This is a genomic window from Hyalangium versicolor, from assembly GCF_020103695.1.
Lineage (GTDB): Bacteria > Myxococcota > Myxococcia > Myxococcales > Myxococcaceae > Hyalangium > Hyalangium versicolor.
Genome location: NZ_JAHXBF010000001.1, coordinates 491,262 through 506,825, shown reverse-complemented (window position 1 = coordinate 506,825; position 15,564 = coordinate 491,262). Strand labels below are relative to the sequence as shown.

General features: G+C 67.0%; 13 protein-coding genes. 2 read left to right on the top strand and 11 right to left on the bottom strand.

What is annotated here, in order from left to right; genetic code table 11:
- Positions 1-16: 16 nt before the first annotated feature.
- Positions 17-241 carry a hypothetical protein gene (locus tag KY501_RS01780; RefSeq protein WP_224360596.1) on the top strand — a complete coding sequence of 75 codons (225 nt, stop codon included), beginning with the start codon at positions 17-19 and terminating at the stop codon, positions 239-241.
- Positions 242-2,494: a phage tail protein gene (locus KY501_RS01775; RefSeq protein ID WP_224360595.1), complete on the top strand. Its 2,253-nt coding sequence runs from the start codon at positions 242-244 to the stop codon at positions 2,492-2,494.
- A gap of 1 nt (position 2,495) precedes the next feature.
- On the opposite strand, the gene KY501_RS01770 is transcribed toward KY501_RS01775, so the two are convergent.
- The 11 genes from KY501_RS01770 to tssC are packed head-to-tail and all read right to left on the bottom strand — an operon-like array spanning position 2,496 to position 15,521.
- The gene (locus KY501_RS01770) at positions 2,496-2,981 is read right to left on the bottom strand and encodes a hypothetical protein (protein WP_224360594.1); all 486 of its coding nucleotides are present in this window, start codon (positions 2,979-2,981) and stop codon (positions 2,496-2,498) included.
- A complete protein-coding gene (locus tag KY501_RS01765; protein ID WP_224360593.1) occupies positions 2,978-6,844 on the bottom strand; it encodes a type VI secretion protein IcmF/TssM N-terminal domain-containing protein in 3,867 nt (1,288 codons plus the stop codon). The genes KY501_RS01770 and KY501_RS01765 overlap by 4 nt, the downstream gene beginning before the upstream one ends.
- A 2-nt stretch (positions 6,845-6,846) precedes the next feature.
- Positions 6,847-7,137, bottom strand: coding sequence for a hypothetical protein (locus KY501_RS01760; protein WP_224360592.1), 291 nt, complete (start codon positions 7,135-7,137; stop codon positions 6,847-6,849).
- A gap of 17 nt (positions 7,138-7,154) precedes the next feature.
- Positions 7,155-7,793 carry a DotU family type IV/VI secretion system protein gene (locus KY501_RS01755; RefSeq protein ID WP_224360590.1) on the bottom strand — a complete coding sequence of 213 codons (639 nt, stop codon included), beginning with the start codon at positions 7,791-7,793 and terminating at the stop codon, positions 7,155-7,157.
- Positions 7,790-9,439, bottom strand: coding sequence for a type VI secretion system baseplate subunit TssF (locus KY501_RS01750; RefSeq protein ID WP_224360589.1), 1,650 nt, complete (start codon positions 9,437-9,439; stop codon positions 7,790-7,792). The genes KY501_RS01755 and KY501_RS01750 overlap by 4 nt, the downstream gene beginning before the upstream one ends.
- Positions 9,440-9,446: 7 nt before the next feature.
- A complete protein-coding gene (locus tag KY501_RS01745) occupies positions 9,447-10,049 on the bottom strand; it encodes a hypothetical protein (protein ID WP_224360587.1) in 603 nt (200 codons plus the stop codon).
- 42 nt (positions 10,050-10,091) lie between these two features.
- The gene (locus tag KY501_RS01740; RefSeq protein WP_224360585.1) at positions 10,092-11,735 is read right to left on the bottom strand and encodes a hypothetical protein; all 1,644 of its coding nucleotides are present in this window, start codon (positions 11,733-11,735) and stop codon (positions 10,092-10,094) included.
- The gene (locus KY501_RS01735) at positions 11,732-12,124 is read right to left on the bottom strand and encodes a GPW/gp25 family protein (protein WP_224360583.1); all 393 of its coding nucleotides are present in this window, start codon (positions 12,122-12,124) and stop codon (positions 11,732-11,734) included. Before KY501_RS01735 ends, KY501_RS01740 begins: the two co-directional genes overlap by 4 nt.
- 1 nt (position 12,125) lies before the next feature.
- Entirely contained in the window at positions 12,126-13,379 is a 1,254-nt protein-coding gene (gene tssK / locus KY501_RS01730; RefSeq protein ID WP_224360581.1) for a type VI secretion system baseplate subunit TssK, read from the bottom strand.
- Positions 13,380-13,400: 21 nt separating this feature from the next.
- Complete coding sequence (locus KY501_RS01725) at positions 13,401-13,985, bottom strand: hypothetical protein (protein ID WP_224360580.1); 585 nt, start codon at positions 13,983-13,985, stop codon at positions 13,401-13,403.
- 45 nt (positions 13,986-14,030) lie between these two features.
- Positions 14,031-15,521 (bottom strand): type VI secretion system contractile sheath large subunit, encoded by a 1,491-nt coding sequence (tssC, locus tag KY501_RS01720; protein WP_224360578.1) that lies wholly within the window; start codon positions 15,519-15,521, stop codon positions 14,031-14,033.
- Between the last annotated feature and the right edge of the window lie 43 nt (positions 15,522-15,564).

Sequence of the window (15,564 nt, the reverse complement as noted above, 5' to 3'; positions counted from 1 at the left end):
AGGACGGAGCAGACCCATGCAGCAACTGCGCGCCAAGGTAGCGGAGCTTCGCGGAGAACTGGAGGCCTTCAGCACGGGCATCGTCGCCCGCGTGAAGCCTCTGCGCACCGAGATCGACACGCTCACCGGCAAGCTCGAGGCAGCCGTGAGCTCCCTGCGTCCCGAGGTGGAATCGGTGGGCAGCGGGCTCTCTCAGAAGATCGATGCGCTGGACGCCGAGTTGGCGGAACTGGAGCCCTGAGTGAAGGCGCTGTGGGCCAGGTTCGACAAGGCCGCGGACGAGGTGCTCGTCCTGCGCGGGAAGCTCGATGCCTCCGCGGGGCGCATCCGCACCTCCGTGGGCGCCATCGAGCCCGCCGTCTCCTCGCGCTGCAAGGCCATCGAGGATGTGACGCGCGCCAAGGAGCAGTCCTTCGGCAAGCAGCTCGAGTCTCTCACTGTCGAGGTGGGCCAGCGCTGCGAGGCGATCGCCTCGGACGCGTTCGCCGTCATCAAGAAGCGCAAGGATGACCTGAAGGCCCAGCTGGAGGCCGCCGAGAAGACGCTCGAGCAGGAACTCCAGCGGATCCAGACCGAGGTGGATCAACAGTTGAACTCCGCGCAGGCGCAGTTCCAGGCCCGCGAGCAGCAACTCCAGAAACAGATCCAGGAACTCAACCTCCAGGCCGGCCGCATCCTCGCCAACGAGATGAAGTCCACCGAGCAGAAGCTCCTGGACGACATCAAGAAGCTCCGGGCCGAGTTCGAAGCGGAGAGCAAACGGATCAAGGACGGCGAGAAGCTGCTCCAGGACCAGCTGAAGAAGTCCCATGAGCAGGTCAAGGAGCGGATCCAGAAGCTGGAGGCCGAGCTCGACGAGCGCGAGAAGCAGGTCGCCCAGGAGACCCAGAAGCTGCGCACCCAGGCCGAGAGCGCCGTGCACCAGGGCACCTCCCAGCTCTCCTCCGCGACGGAGGCCGTGCTCGCCCCCGTGGCGCAGACACGGCAGTCCCTCGACGAGGAGGCCAAGAAGCTGATGCAGGCGCTCACGGCCGTGCTCTCTCCTCCCTCCACCGCCCTGGAGCGCGTCGCCGGTGACATCAAGTCCACGGGCGAATCCTCCAAGGCCGAGGTGCGCCGGCAGGTAGAGCAGCTCCGCGCGGGGCTCAACCCGGTTCGCGGCCAGGTGAAGTCGGCCACCGAGTCGGCCACCCAGGTCATCCAGACGCTGGAGACCACCGTCAACGGGACCATCGAGACCGGCCGCACCGAGGTCAACCGCGTGCTCGACGCGCTCGAGCAGACCCTGGCCGGACAAGTCCAATCCCTGGCCAACCAGATCAAGCTCGTGGAGGAGCTGATCGATCAGGTCCAGAAGCAGATCGAGTCCGCCATCACCCAGGGCAGCCAGGCCATCGACACCCTGATGCAGACGGCGATCACCACCTTCGAGAACATCCGCGCACCTGTCCAGACGACGGTGGACTCCGCCTTCTCGGTGCTCGACGGGCTGATGGACACCCTGGCCCAGCTCGAGAAGCAGATCGAGCGGCTCCTCTCGCTCCTGCCCGAGAAGCTCGAGCAGCTCCAGACGCTCTTCAAGACGCTCGTCGGCACGCTGGAGTCCCTGCTCTCGCGCGCCGTGCAGATGCTGGATGCCATCCCCTCCGAGGACCTGCCCAAGCCGCTGGTGGATCCGGCCATGAACGCCATCACCCAGGCGGTGACGCAGATCTCCACCCAGTTGGACAGCATCGTCAGCCAGGTGGCCCAGCAGATCACCACGATGTCGGATCAGCTCATCACCCAGGTGGAGCAGGTACAGGCCCAGGCCATCCAGCAGGTGCAGGCGCTGCAACAGCAGCTCGTGCAACAGGTCGAGACGCTGCAACAGTCCGTGCAGACCGCCATCGATCAGGCCGTCACCCAGGTGCAGCAACTGATCGTCCAGGTGACGCAGCAGGTGGCCGCCGCGCGCGATCAGGTGGTGCAGCAGATCGACGCGATCGCGAACCAGGTGGCCCAGCGCGTGGACCAGCTCAAGGCGCAGGTGAAGACACAGCTCGAGTCCTTCGAGGAGTCGCTGGGCCAGGGCGTGCAGACCGCGGCCAACCAGGTGGCCGCCGTGGGCAACTCGATCGAGCAGCAGGTGTCGGGCGCTCGCGAGCAGGTGAAATCCGGGATGCAGACCGTGAGCACCTCGGTGGACAAGGCGCTCGCGGAGGCCCGGAAGGCCAAGGAGCGCGTCGAAGCCGAGATCACCCTGCGCATCGATCAGTCGCTCGCCGCCTTCGCCAAGCAGGCCGAAGGACTCATGGACACCGCCGCGAAGCAGATCGACGGCGTGGCCACGCGGGTGGACACCACGCGAGAGCAGCTCCTCGCTCCGCTGGACCGGGTAGAGGCCTCGATCCAGCAGGCCAACTTCTTCTCCCAGGTCGTCGAGCAGGTGCGCGCCAACGTCCTGCGGCTCCTGGACGGATTGGACGCCCAGGTGCGCAAGCTGGCCGCCTGACTCAGGCGCCGGGAGCCTTGGGGGCCTCGGGCGCCTTGGGGGCCTCGGGCAGCTCGGGCATCTCCGAGGGGATCGCGGGCGGAATCGAGTCGCTCAGGATGCGGCTCACCGTCAGCTCGATATCCACCGCGCTCGGCATGGGCGGGCTGAGCAGCACCTGCCAGTTCCCATCCGGAGCAGTGAAGAGGAAGGAGACCGCCACGGGCCCCTCCTTCGGCGTCTTCACCTGGAAGCGTTGGATGGTGCCCGGGTAGATGACGGCCGTCTGCAGCACCGTCTGATCCGGCGCGCCCACCCTGGCGGCCACTTCGGAGTACGCCTCGTTGGCGTACTGCTTCGTGTCCACCTTGCGCACCAGCATGTACATCGGCCGGCCCAGGTTCGTCCCCGGCGGAGACTTCACGCTGAGGGCCACCTGCGTCGACGCACAACCCCCCAGACACAGCGCCGCCACCGCCCACATCAGCGGCTTCACGCGCGCGCTCATCGCGGCACCTCCCGGAAGGGCACCCACGGGTCTCCCTTGAGTCCGAAGCTGATCTCCAGCCCTCGCTTGTTCACGTTGTTGCCTTGCAGCGCCAGGCTCCACTGTCGGCGCTGATCCGTGGTGAGCGCGGCCTCCTCGAAGAGCCGGAAGCAGCTCCATGCGGAGCGGTTCCACGGCAGCGACAGGTACTGCGGCGCATCCCTCGCGGGCGAGCGCAGCTCCAGCACGATGGAGGACACCTGTTGGTCCCACCAGCTCACGGGGAACTCCTGCCACGTGGGGCTCTGGTTGAAGCCGTACGCCGTCGTCTTCCCGCACTTGAGCGAGGACATGGTGACGAAGACGCCCGGCATCGGCGGAGGCGGCAGCGGCTGCGGCTGCACCTTCAGCATCAGCGGCCGGGGCTTTCCATCATCGTCCCACAGCAGCTTGGACAGGCGCCCCAGCCGGCTCAAGGAGACGAGCATCTGGTCCGGCAGCGCCAGCTTGTCACGCAGCGGACCGCGCAGGCCCCAGTCCGAGCCCCGCTCCACGCACACGCGGGAGTAGACCTGATGCACGAAGGTCCAGAAGGCCCCGTCCTTGCGGCGCAGCACCTCCAGCTCGCCCGGATCCACGTCCTCCTGGGACTCGGGGTTGAAGGGGTAGCGCTCCAGCATGGGGCCCAGCATGCGGGCCGTCGTCTCCGTCCACCGTTTGGCCAGCGTCTTCTCCAGCTCCTGCTTGCCCAGCGCCTGCACCTGGAGGAAGGGCTCCAGGAAGGGCTGGCGCAGCTCGCCGGTGATGCCCTGCTGATCCAGCCACTCCTGCGCCTTGCGCAGGTAGGAGTTCTCCTCCTCGAGCAGCATGGACAGGGCCACCTTCTCCAGGGGCGTGATGAAGTCCGCGAGCTCCGGCAGAGCGCTCTCCTCGACCGGCACGGCCCCCTCCGCACCCGAGCCCCCAGCGGCCTTGCCCTTGGTGGGAGCCTCCGCCGCGGCCTTGGGCTTGCCCTCCTTGTCCCCGCCCGCGCCTCCCGACTTGGAGGCCGGATCCAGGTCGTCATGCATCTGCGCGATCAACGCCTGGTACGGGGCGAGCGCGGCATAGAAGCCGTTCTTGTCCGCCGCCATGATCTGGACGATGGGCCGGAAGGGCGCCACGGCGTTGCGCAGCGGCTCGTAGTACGGCCCCTCCAGGGGCTCGAGGTTGGCGCGGTTGGCCACGTCTCGCAGCATGTCCACCTGCCGCGAGGAGGGCTGCGTGACGCTGGCCAGTTCATCCAGCAGCACGCTGCGCGAGGCCAGGAAGTGGTAGTCGCGGATGCGCTGGAAGAGCGCCTCGCGGTACCCACGGGAGAAGGAGTTCACCCGCTTCTGCACGTACTCCTCGCGCTTGGCGGCCACCTCCGTGGGGAGCTGGGCATTCTTCAACCGCTGGGTGAAGTCCTCCACCAGCGGCTTGAGGTCCGTCTCGAAGGCCGTCCGGTTCAGCAGCATCTGTCCAGCCTGGCTGGCCTGGGCCGCGCTGAGCCGACCACTGGCCTCATACGAGTCCAGCAACGTCTTCAGCAGCTCGCGAGAGAGCTGCGGCGGGCGGAACTCGAAGTTCTGCTGCAGCAGCTCGATGTGGTACGGGCCCTTGTTGTTGCCCGACAGCCAGAGCCCATCCCGCGTGAGCAGCTCCGAGGGGCTCATCTTCTCCACCGCCTGGAAGCCTGAGAAGGCCTCCTCCTCCATGTTCAGGATCGCCGCGAGCGTGTCCCGGTTCGCCCGCAGCCAATCCAGCACCTGCACGGTGGACTCGATGCCCAGGAACTGCTTCGTGTTCATCTGGATCTTGGAGGCGTCGATCTGGCTGAGCACCGTGGACAGAGAGGCGAAGACATCCAGGTCCGCCAACTGCGCCTTCAGACGCTCTCGCTCCTCGCGTCGCAAGTCCAGGTCCCCCAGCCCCTTCGGCCCCGACTCCAGGGTCACCTTGAGGAACATCAGGTGATCGAACCAGGGCTTGAGCTGGCCCTCGAACGTCAGCCGCTCCGCGTAGGGCCAGCAGGACCAGTCCTCGTCCGCCGTTCCAGAGACCTGCACGGCGCCGCGCCGGCACGGAGGGTTACGCTCCCAGGGCTCGTCACTGGCGAGCACGTAGGTGGACACCAGCGGCTCGCTCAGCTCGAGCGCCGAGATCCAGGTGCGGCCCTGATCAGAGCTGGCGGAAGCCTGCACGCCGGGCGCGCTGGTCTCTCCATCCTCCCAGCGCCTCGAGTTCTGGGGCTTGACGCTGGAGTTCACGAAGCTGCCCAGGCTCTCCGACTTCGACGCGTGCAGGGTGGCCAGCAGATACACCACCTGCTCGGGGCGGCAGTCCTGGGGAGTCTTGTGGCAGTACTCGAGGAAGGGCCGCAGGTGGATCTCCCGGACACCCTGCGCCAGACGCCGACGCAGGTCCAGCATCTCGTCCGGGAAGCTGGAGTTCAGCGGGGGCCACCAGCGCGCGAACCGCCACAGGTGGCTGATCCGCTCGGCGGCCTCGTTCACCTGCGCCTCGACGACCTCTCCGGAGCGATCGATGCCCTGCTCCCGCATCTGCGCCACGGTGGCCTCGAAGCCCTGCACCTGCGCCTGGGCCTTGCGCAGCAGCCAGTAGAAGCGGCCGTACGCGAAGATCACCGGCAGGCAACACACGGCGGCGATCAGCGCGGCCCGCTGCAGGTGGGTGCGCAGGTAGAGGCGGCGCAGCGACTCGATGTTGCTGTCCTCGGAGGCCACGGACAGCGTGCCGCTGGCGCGAGCCTCGGGCGTGGGCGAGGACAGGTACACGCGCGTGAGCTGCGGCTTGTACGAGAGCGTGTTGCTCTCCAGCAGCGCCGTCACGAAGCGCCCCAGTGCCGCGAACGAGCGCCCGCCCTGCGAATAGAAGCGCTCCAGGCGCTCGAAGGCATCCACCGGCAGCGAGGTGAGCCCCAGCGCCAGGAACTGCTCCTGCCCATCCAGCAGCGAGGCCAGACGGCCCTCCTCGCCCTGCTTCGGAATATCGAAGGCGCACCCCACGCCGTGCTGGCGCAGCATGCGTGCGAAGTCCTCGAAGCCCTCCAGCCCGTCCATGTGCGTCAGGCACAGGCGCGTCTCCACGGGAGCGCCGCGCGCCTCGGACATGATGTTGAGCTTGCCGCGCAGCAACTGGGCCATGCGCCGCTGCTCATCCGGGGGCGTGTCCGCCAGCCAGCGCACGTCCAGCGCGAGGACGGCCACCCCCTTCTGCTTGTGGCTGAAGCACTTGCGCCACATCTTGCGCAGCGCGCCGCGAGCCTGGAGCGTCTCATCCTCCAGCAGCGGGGCGGACACCTCCTGCACCACGCAGTCGGGGCCCAGGTAGATCTGCAGCAGCGGATCGTCGGTGTAGCTGGGGAGGAACTGGCGGGCCTGGCGCTGCCAATCCACGTCCAGGCCGATGAGCTGCGTCTTGCCGCTCCCGGCAGGCCCCAGCACCACCACGTTGGGCAGATCCACCACGGCGGCGCGGTGGGCCAGCGGCAGGCCGTAGAGGAACCTGTTGCGCACCTGCATCAGCCGGCCGGTGCTCATGGGCGGAGGGCCACTGGCGACCCGGGCCGGGGAGCGACGGCTGCGCCACCAGCCCCACAGCTTCCAGCCGAGGAACCCCAGCAGCACCACGCCGATGACCACCAGCACCCAGATGAGGTACGGGCTCACCGCGTTCCAGATCTTCCCCACGGAACTCGTGCCCGTGTCGGCGGACTGCGCCCCGGAGTCGACGGCCTTGGCCCCCGCTTCGAGCGCCTTGACGCCCTCACCCACCGCCTTGGCGGGATCCGCGGCGGCCTGCACCAGCGTGGCCAGGTTGAAGAGCAGCTGCGAAACCACGGTCACCCCCCCCCACGGGCCTTGCCCGCTGCGGAGTGTCCCGAGCGCGCGGCCAGTTGGAGTGCCTCGAGCACGTCTTCCAGCTCGTCCATCGACGCGACCAGCTTCTCGTGCCGGGCCTCATGCTCCTTGGGAGCCAGGCGCGTACCTCCCGCTTCCGGGAAGATCGCCGCGATGCCCTCGCGCACGTCCGTCAACAACGGCTCGGCCCCCGCGACGAGCGGGCCGAGTTCGGAGCGAACGAACTGCTCGAAGCGCCCAAGCTGTGCCCGGGGCCCCTGCAGCTCCTTCATTCTCTGGGCTTCTTCCCTCATCGCGACAGCCACCACAGTAGCACCGGGACAAGAACCACGACGCTTCCGGACGCCACGTAGTACCGCAGCGGGAAGGCGTGGACGAGAGGGGGCTGGGCCACGGCTGGAGGGGGAGCAGGCACCGCCTCCGGCTTGGGAATGCGGGCCGCCAGTTTCTCCTTGTACTCGCGCAGCCGGGCGGTGCTCTCCGCATAGTGGCCCTTGAAGCCCGCGGTGAGACAGAAGTGAAGCATCTCGAAGACGAGCACCGAGGCGCCGCGCTGCGCCAGCTTCTCGTCCGCCAGCTCGTAGAAGCGGTTGCCGCCCGCATCCGTCTGGAAGAGCTTGGACTGGAGCAGCGGCCAGTCCGCCTGCTCGGCGTCCGCCAGCCGGCGCAGCACCAGCTCGTCCACCAGGTAGACGAAGGGCTCGGAGGCGTCGCGGATCTCGTCCTCCCGGTAGCCCGTCCCCAGCTCCTTCTGGAGGCTCGTCACCTCTCCCAGCAACTGGTACTGAAGCTGGGCCAGGCCCTGAGGACCCACCCGCACCTGCGTGCGCTCCTCACCCGGGCCGGGCTCCGGAGGCAGGTACTGCTCCAGGAGCGCGCGCACCTGGCGGTACGCCCGCAGGATGGCCTGCCAATGCTCGAGTTTCATGAAGATACCTTCAACGGGAAGGAACCTGCCCCTGCCACGGTGGGCCGCAGCACCACCGAGGCCTCGCCGTTCCATGCCTCCAGCAGCTTCTGCACCTGATCCAGGAAGCAGGCCACCAGCGGCTCGGCGCCGGGCTCGAAGGGCTCCAGCAACATCTCGTACACGTGCAGCAGGCCCGAGCCGCGCAGCGCGCCATCCGGAGCCACCGTGGCCTTGAGCTCGCGGATCCAGGGGATGACGCGGCGGAAGGGCTCCTCGGCGGGCGTGCCGAGATAGTTGAGCAGCGCGGCCAGCTCGTTGCGGTCCAGCGTGGACTTCACCTTCCAGGCCAGCAGCCGCGTCAGCCCCGCCACGTCATTGCGCAGCGCGCTCTCCCGCTGCGCTTCGAGCCGACCCACCAACTGCCAACCCAGGCCTTCCACGTGCCGAGCCGGCGTGGAGACACTCATCCGCCCCACCGCCTCGGCGGCGAACTGCGGCTGGAACCAGAGGGCCTCCACCAGCAGCTTCTGCGGTTCGAGGAAGGCCTCGGGCAGGCGCACCAGCAGGCTGTGCCGCGGGCGCATGTCCTCGTCGAGCCCCTCGTCCAGTTCGTAACTGGGGCCCTCACCTGGGAGGAAGGCCGGACGCATGGGCGTGCGCCCCGTCTTGCCCAGCACATAGACGCCGGTGACGGAGTGCAGCTGCAACTCCCGGCCAGCCGTCATCCCGCGGATGGTGTACTCGGAACGGGTGCCGTCCGCGACGATAGGCTGCGCGGGCTCGGCCTTGAGGTTCTCCACCGGCACGACGAACGGGTGGAGGATGTCCGGGTACGGCGAGCGCCCCACCGTCCAGGACTTGTCCAGGTCCATGCACAGGCTGAAGCGGGTCCACTCCTTGCGGTGCGAGGGCACCGACACGTGGAGGAAGAGCCCCTGCTCCGGCTGCTGGAAGAAGGCTCGCACGCGCTGCAGCGGGTGCTCGTAGCGGCTGGCGTCGTCCAGATCCGCGGGCGCATCCCCGAAGGAGTACTCGCACGGCAGGCCCTGCGAGTTGCTGTCCGCCTGCGCGTCGTACACCACGCTCACCTGCTTCATCGCCTTGCTCAGCGCATGGAAGACGGCAAGCGAGGGCCGGTACTCATCCAGGTGGCGCACGTGCAGGCTGAGCAGGCCCACCGCGTCCCGCCGCGGGAAGGCGGACTCGAAGCGGAGGATCATCCGGTAGTTGCCATCCGTGAGGCGCACCACCTCCGAGCCCACCAGGGAGATGGGGAGGATGCGCAGGTGGCGCCGCGTGCGAAACGAGCCCACCACGCCATGCGCGGGGGCCATGCGCAGCTCCGTACCGCGCGGCAGCACCACCGTCTCCGTCATCTTCTCGGCCGGCATCGCCTGAACCAGCGCCACCGAGGGCAGCGGCTGCAGCAGGAAGTCGAAGAACGAGGAGAACAGCCGCAGCCACGTGGAGCGCAGGTTGTGCTGGGTGGCCAGCCGCGTCTGCACCGAGAAGAAGGCCATGGACTCGATGAGGCGCCGCACGTGCGGATCCTCCCGGTCCAGAGGCACGGTGGGGTGCGAGCTCAGGAAGCGCTGCCGGAAGCGCTCCAGCGCATCGAGTTCGTTCAGGTAGTCCTGGTAGATCAGCTCCGACGAAACGCTCACTGCTCCCTCACCCCAGCTTGACGAGCGCTCCGCCCACGGTGGTCATCGAACCCTTCAGCTCCGCCACGCCCGAGGACTCCAGGCCCAGCTTGCCCTGCCCGGACACCTTCGTCATGGCCGAGGCCAGCTCCGCCTGCGACTGCCCGGACATCTTCAGCGTGAGGCCCTCGATCTTGTTCTCTCCGCCCGAGGCCGTGAGGCTCGTCTGCATCCCCTTCATGTCCAGGTTGCTGGCCGCTTCGATGGCCACCTTCGCGTTGGAAGACAGCTTGGCGTCCTGCGTGGCGCTCTGCGTGAGCTTGGCGCTGGAGGTGAGGGTCATGTCCTTGGTGCTCTCCACCTTGAGGATGTCCTGGCTGGCCCAACTGGACTCCTTGGCGGATTTGAGGGTGAGCGTCCCGGTAGCGTCCACGGTGAAATCCTTGCACGTGATCGTGACGCTGTCCTGCTTCTGGACGATGGTGCTCGTCTCCTCGTTCCCTTGCACCTTGATGGTGATGCTGGTGCCGTCCATGACCACCGTCTGGGTGATCTTGCCGTCAGCGTTCTCCACCTTGACGGTGACGCCTTTCGCCTTGTCCATCTCGACGGTACAGACCAGCGTGCCCATGGTTCCTCGCTTCCTTGGCAGAGAGCCGCGGCCCCCTTCCCGTCACTGCTCTTCCTTCACCTGGATGAGCAGGTTGCCCTCGGCGATCTCGATCTTCTGCGTGTCCTTGGCGGAGGTGCGCTGCATCAGGAACACGGGCTTGTCGTCCGTGTAGTAGTGCTTGATGGCGGTGCCGTTCTCCGTCGTCTTGCCCACGAGCAGCTGCACGCCCTGTCCGTCCTGGGGCAGGCGCGCTCCGGTGCGCCAATCCAGGAAGCGCTTGATCCACGCGCGCTGGAAGTCCAGCGCCACCAGCACCCGCTCCCCCTTGTAGGCGGGGAAGTAGAAGTGGCCCGGGAGCAGGTTCGGGTTGAAGGGCGTGGCGACGATCTGATCGGCGAACAGGGGGATCTTCACCTTGTAGCCGTCCACGGAGGTGTTCGAGTCCGTGTACACCTGCCACGTCTCGTCCTTCTCCGCGCCCTGCTCGCTGACGATGAGGGCCTCGACGTAGCGGGGGTAGGACGGCGGCTGCCACGCGGGCAGATCCACATAGGGCTCGTCCTTGGGCTCGAGCCGGGTGTTCATGCGGAAGGAGAAGAACGCCTCCGCGTCGCCGTACACCTCTTCCTCGCCCTTCTCCTCCACCTCGCCACTCAGGTGCAGGCTGCGCACCCGGAAGGTGGCGTCCTTGGCCACGCCCGCGGCGCCCCAGGCCTCCTCGGCCGGCAGCTTCACCAGCGCCCCCGGAGTGAACGCCTTCTCGGGGAACGAGCGCCACGTCACCTCCACCTCGGGGCCTCGCTCCTTGAGCCGCGCCGTCTCCAGATCCACCCGCGCCTGGACCTCGGCCGCGATCGGAGTGACCAGCAGCACGTCCTGGCGGATGCCGGTGACGGCCTGCTTCTGCGTCACGGGCTTGGTCTCCGGACCCTCGGCGAGCGCGTTGAGCACGTTCACGTCGTGGCGGATCACCTCCGGCAGCAGCAGCTCCAACCCCACCAGGTTGGCCACCTTCAACTGCATCGGCGTGCCGGTCGCGTCCTTCGCGCCCGACAGCTTGTAGCCGTGAGTCGCGTAGTCGTGGATGAAGACACCGTGGTGGCTGTGCACGTACCACAGCGCCCAGTCGTAGAAGCTCGCGCCCCGCTGGGAATCCAGCCCCACGAAGATCATCGGGTGCTGCTTAGTGATCGTCTCCCAGTCATAGGCGAGCTGGATCTTGTCGCCCTTGTGCGCGTCCAGCACATCCTTGGCCGACTTCTGGGTGTACAGGGCGCAGGGGAAGTGCTGCCGCCACAGCAGCCGCGCCGCGTCCTGGAAGCGGATGCCGTAGCGGCGGTGGAGGATGAGATCGCTGTCACCCGTGGTGATGGCGTCCTCCTCCAGCGACTTCTCGGTGACGTAGCCCTTGATGGTGAGCGCGGTGTGCGTCGGCTGGGCCGACGTCTCCGGCAGCACCGCCTTCACCTCGACCTTCACCTCCACCAGATCCGGCTTGAGGAAATCGGCCAGCAGCTCGTCCTTGCTCTGCCCACCCTGGGCCGAGTTGTCCGTGAGCATGAACTCGGCCTCGCCCTCCAGGCCCCAGCTCCACAGATCCAGCGCGAAGCGCTTGATGCTGCCGGCGATGATCTTGTGCGCCTTGCCCCCGATGGTGAGGGTGAGCGTCACGACGAGCCGTTCCTGAAAGGTGGTCTCCATCATCGCTCCTCGTCCTCTTCCACCCGCACCTGCCCGCTCACGGTGTGGAAGAGCACCCGTAGGGTGCAGGGCTCACCGCCCAGCGTCCCCGTCAGCACGAAGTGCAGCCAGAGTCCCGAGTCCCGTCCCCGCAGCTCCAGCTCCACATCCCGCAGCCGGGGCTCGTGCGCTTCCACCGAGTGCAGCATCTCCCCGGTGAGCGTCTTCATCAGATCCTGGGTGCCGTACTTCTCGGAGTAGCGGCCCAGGCCAAAGCCATCGACGAAGTAGCCGTAGCCCTCCTTGGTGTTCAGCAGGGATTCCAGGTTCTGGCGCACCTGCTGCAACTCGCTGTTGCCGCCTGGGCGCTGCCAGGGGCTGGTGAACTTGTCGAGGAAGGCCGGGCGCGTCATCTCACGCCCTCCGCCAGAAGAGGAACACCTGGTGGCCCTGCAGCGCCGGCGTGACGAAGAAGGCCATGCCATTGTCGCGCTGGGCGTATTGCCACTCCTCTCCCAGCGTCAGCCGGTACCAGGAGATCTCCGGACCGAAGGCATGGGGGAACGCGGGGTGCGGAACGTGCTGGAAGGGAATGCCTCGCAGCGCCAGGCGGCGTACCACCGGCAGGCGCGAGGGGCTGGCCACCTTCACCCCCTCCATGGAGGGCGGGCGGCTGGGATCCTCGCTGCGCACCAGCAGGTACAGCTCGCTCTGCACCCCCGAATCCAACGTGGGCAGCGGCGAGAGGATGAACTGTCCGTCCTTCGCCTCGAAAGTCTTGTAGGTGAGCCGCGTGTCCTCGGGGCGGAAGGCGCGGTTCAGCAGGTCCATCCATCCACCGAGCGACGCGGCCAGATCATCGTGCTGGTAGGTGGGCATGGACTCGCCGGGCTCCAGCTCCAGGTAGCAGCTCACCTCGAAGTAGAACCGGCGCAGCGCATCGAAGAAGTGGTACGGGTGAGGGCTGATGCCCACGCGCATGTCCGCGCGCATGGCCTGGAGCCTGCGCACCTCGAGCAGGGTGCGGCGTGCGCTGGCCAGCCGCTCCGCACGTTGGTAGCTGTCCAGCAGCAGCGTGCGCAGCTGGCCGTGCGCCTTCTCCAGCAACGAGTCCAGCTCGAAGAGCAGCCCGTCCAGGAACGGGTTGGGCCCCACCAGCAGCAGCGGCGGCACCTTCTCGGTGGAGGGGCGCCACATGCCCTCGAGCCCCTTGGAGAAGGACACCAGTTCCAGCGAGGACAGGGCGCGATCCACGGCCTGCTCACTGGACAGCTGCAGCTTGTGCAGCACGCGCTGCACGTTGGGAGGCTCCGCCGAGTACAGGGGCACGCCCTCGGTGCCGCGCGTGTCCTCGAGCAGGTGCAGGAAGACGGTCACTTCCGCCTTGCCCGTGGCCTCCAGCGAGAACGTGGGCACGGCGGCGTTGCCTGGTACGTCCACCAGGAAGCCACCGGGCATGACAGCCGTCAGTGTGGAAAGGGAAAGGCTGCCCTCGGCCAGCAGCGCCTCGCTCCATGCGAGCGCGGCAATGCCGACCTGAGGCAGCCCGGACAACGCAGCATGCAGCCGCGCTTCGGACGAGAGCGCCTCGTCCTGGGCGCGAAAGTGCTCGGGAAGGAGCGTCTGGCCGACCTGCCAGCGGACCCGCGCGAGCTTGTGGCGCTGCATGGCTTTGGTCCTATCTGGAGGCTACTTCGCCGCGGCCTCGGTGACGCCCCACTGCTTGACGATGTTCTTGCCAGAGCCCGTCGCCAGGTTCACCGACTGCTCCAGCGTCTGCGGCTTGACGCCCACCTGGCAGACGTAGTTCTTCGGCGACTGCACCTCGTGGGACGGATCGTCCGCCACGGACAGGTTCAGGTCATCCCCGTTCTTCTCTAGGATGCCCTTGAGCACCGCGTCCGTGAAGCTGGACTTGAAGTACTTCTTGGCGAGGGGATCGTACTCGTAGACGACGTACTGGATCTCCACGTTCACGTTGGCCCAGGTGCCCATGAGCGCCGCGGACAGGATCTGCTTGTTGGCCGTCGAGATCTGCGACGACAGGTACATGGCGTCCGTGACACCCGTCTCCCATAGGAAGTGGTTGAGCACACCCACTACCTTGGCGGCGAGCGCCTTGTCCGGCTGCTCCGGATCCTTGATGGTCTCCTGATCAGCCTTCAGCTCGATGTCACCCAGCTTCATCTTGGTGATGAAGCCCACCGGAGCCTGCTTGTCCTTCTTGAAGTTGAACCCCTGGTACACATCCAGGGAACGGGAAAATTGCGGCATGGGACCCTCCTCTTTTTTGCTGATGGATGACTACGGCGTGCCTGGCTAGCCCAGGCGGGACTCCAGCATCAGTTCCACGTTGAGGCCTTCGAACTGAATGTGCGGCAGCACAGCGACCTTGCAATCGTACCAGCCGATCTCGCCCGGACGCGCCTCCACCATGACGTTGGTGGCCTTGAACGGGAAGCGGCGCAGCGTCAGGTCGTCCGGGTTCACCACGGTGGTGACGTAGTTGGCCAGCCACGCGTCGATCTGCCGCTGCACGTAGCCGGCGTCCGCGGTGCTGCCGATGTTGTCGCGCATGATGCTCTTGATGTAGTGCGCAAGCCGGGTGATGGAGAACGTGTAGGCCAGGTTCGTCACCAGCTGCGAGTTCTCCGAGTCCTTCGGGTCCTTGAACTTCTTGGCCCGCTTGATGGACTGGGTGCTGAAGAACGTCGCCTCACCGGTGCCCTTGCGGTACACGAGCGGGATGAAGCCGTTGCGAGCGAACTCGTACTCGCGGTAGTCCGGGATGGCGATCTCCACCGGCGCCTGGATCATCTTCTGCCCGCGCAGGGTGAAGGTGTCCACCGGCAGGCCGGTGACGAGCCCGCCGCCCTTGGGGCCGCGGATGGACTGGCACCAGCCGGACTGCTCGAAGGCCTTCACCAGGTTGCGGCCCATGAGGTACGAGGTGTTGCCCCACAGGTACTTCCGGGTGTCACCCTCCGCGTCCTCCTTGAAGTTGAGGACATCGCACGGGTTCTTGTCCGGATCCCACGGCAGGCGCACCACGTAGCGCGGCAGCGTCAGGCCGATGTAGGCCGCCTCTTCCTTCTCGCGCAGCTCGTTCCACTTGCCGTAGCGCGGGTGGCTGAGCACGCCATCCAGGTTCTTGAGCGACTCGAGCTGCTCCACGCTGTCGCAGTCGAAGAACTTGGGGCTGGCCGCCGCGATGAACGGACAGTGCGAGGCGTTGGCCACCTTGCCCATGCGCTCCAGCCAGGTGATGTCCTGGCGGGACGAGGTGAATTCGTACTGGCCCAGCATGACGCCGTAGGGACGGCCGCCGAACTGGTCGTACTCCTTGATGTACATCTTGTCGAAGAGCGCGCTGGAGAAGATGTTGCTCGAGTTCTTCTCGAAGTCCTCGGACAGCTCCTCCTTCTCCACGTCCAGGATGTCGACGGTGATGTCGGCCTGGAAGTTGGTGTTCTGCACCAGATCATCCAGCCCGCGCCACGCGGCCTCCATCTTCTGGAATTTCTCGTCGTGGATGATCTCGTTCATCTGCGATTCGATGAGCTGATCCACGTGGGCGATGGCCTTCATCACCTCGCCCTTGTCGAAGCGGGTCTGCCCCGCCTCGTCCTGGATGGGCTCCACGTTGTAGAGCAGCGCCGCCAGGGCGGACATGAAGCGCTCGTCCCCGGGCACTTGCAGATCGTTGTTGGTGGTGGGGACCAGGCCCGTACCGACCAGCGGCTGGGGGCTGGTGGGGATATCGAACCCGCGGACTTCAAACAGCTCTTTCAGGGCATTCTTTTCGGCCATGAGCGACAAGCTCCTCGGCTAAGGATGGAAAATCGTGGGGTGG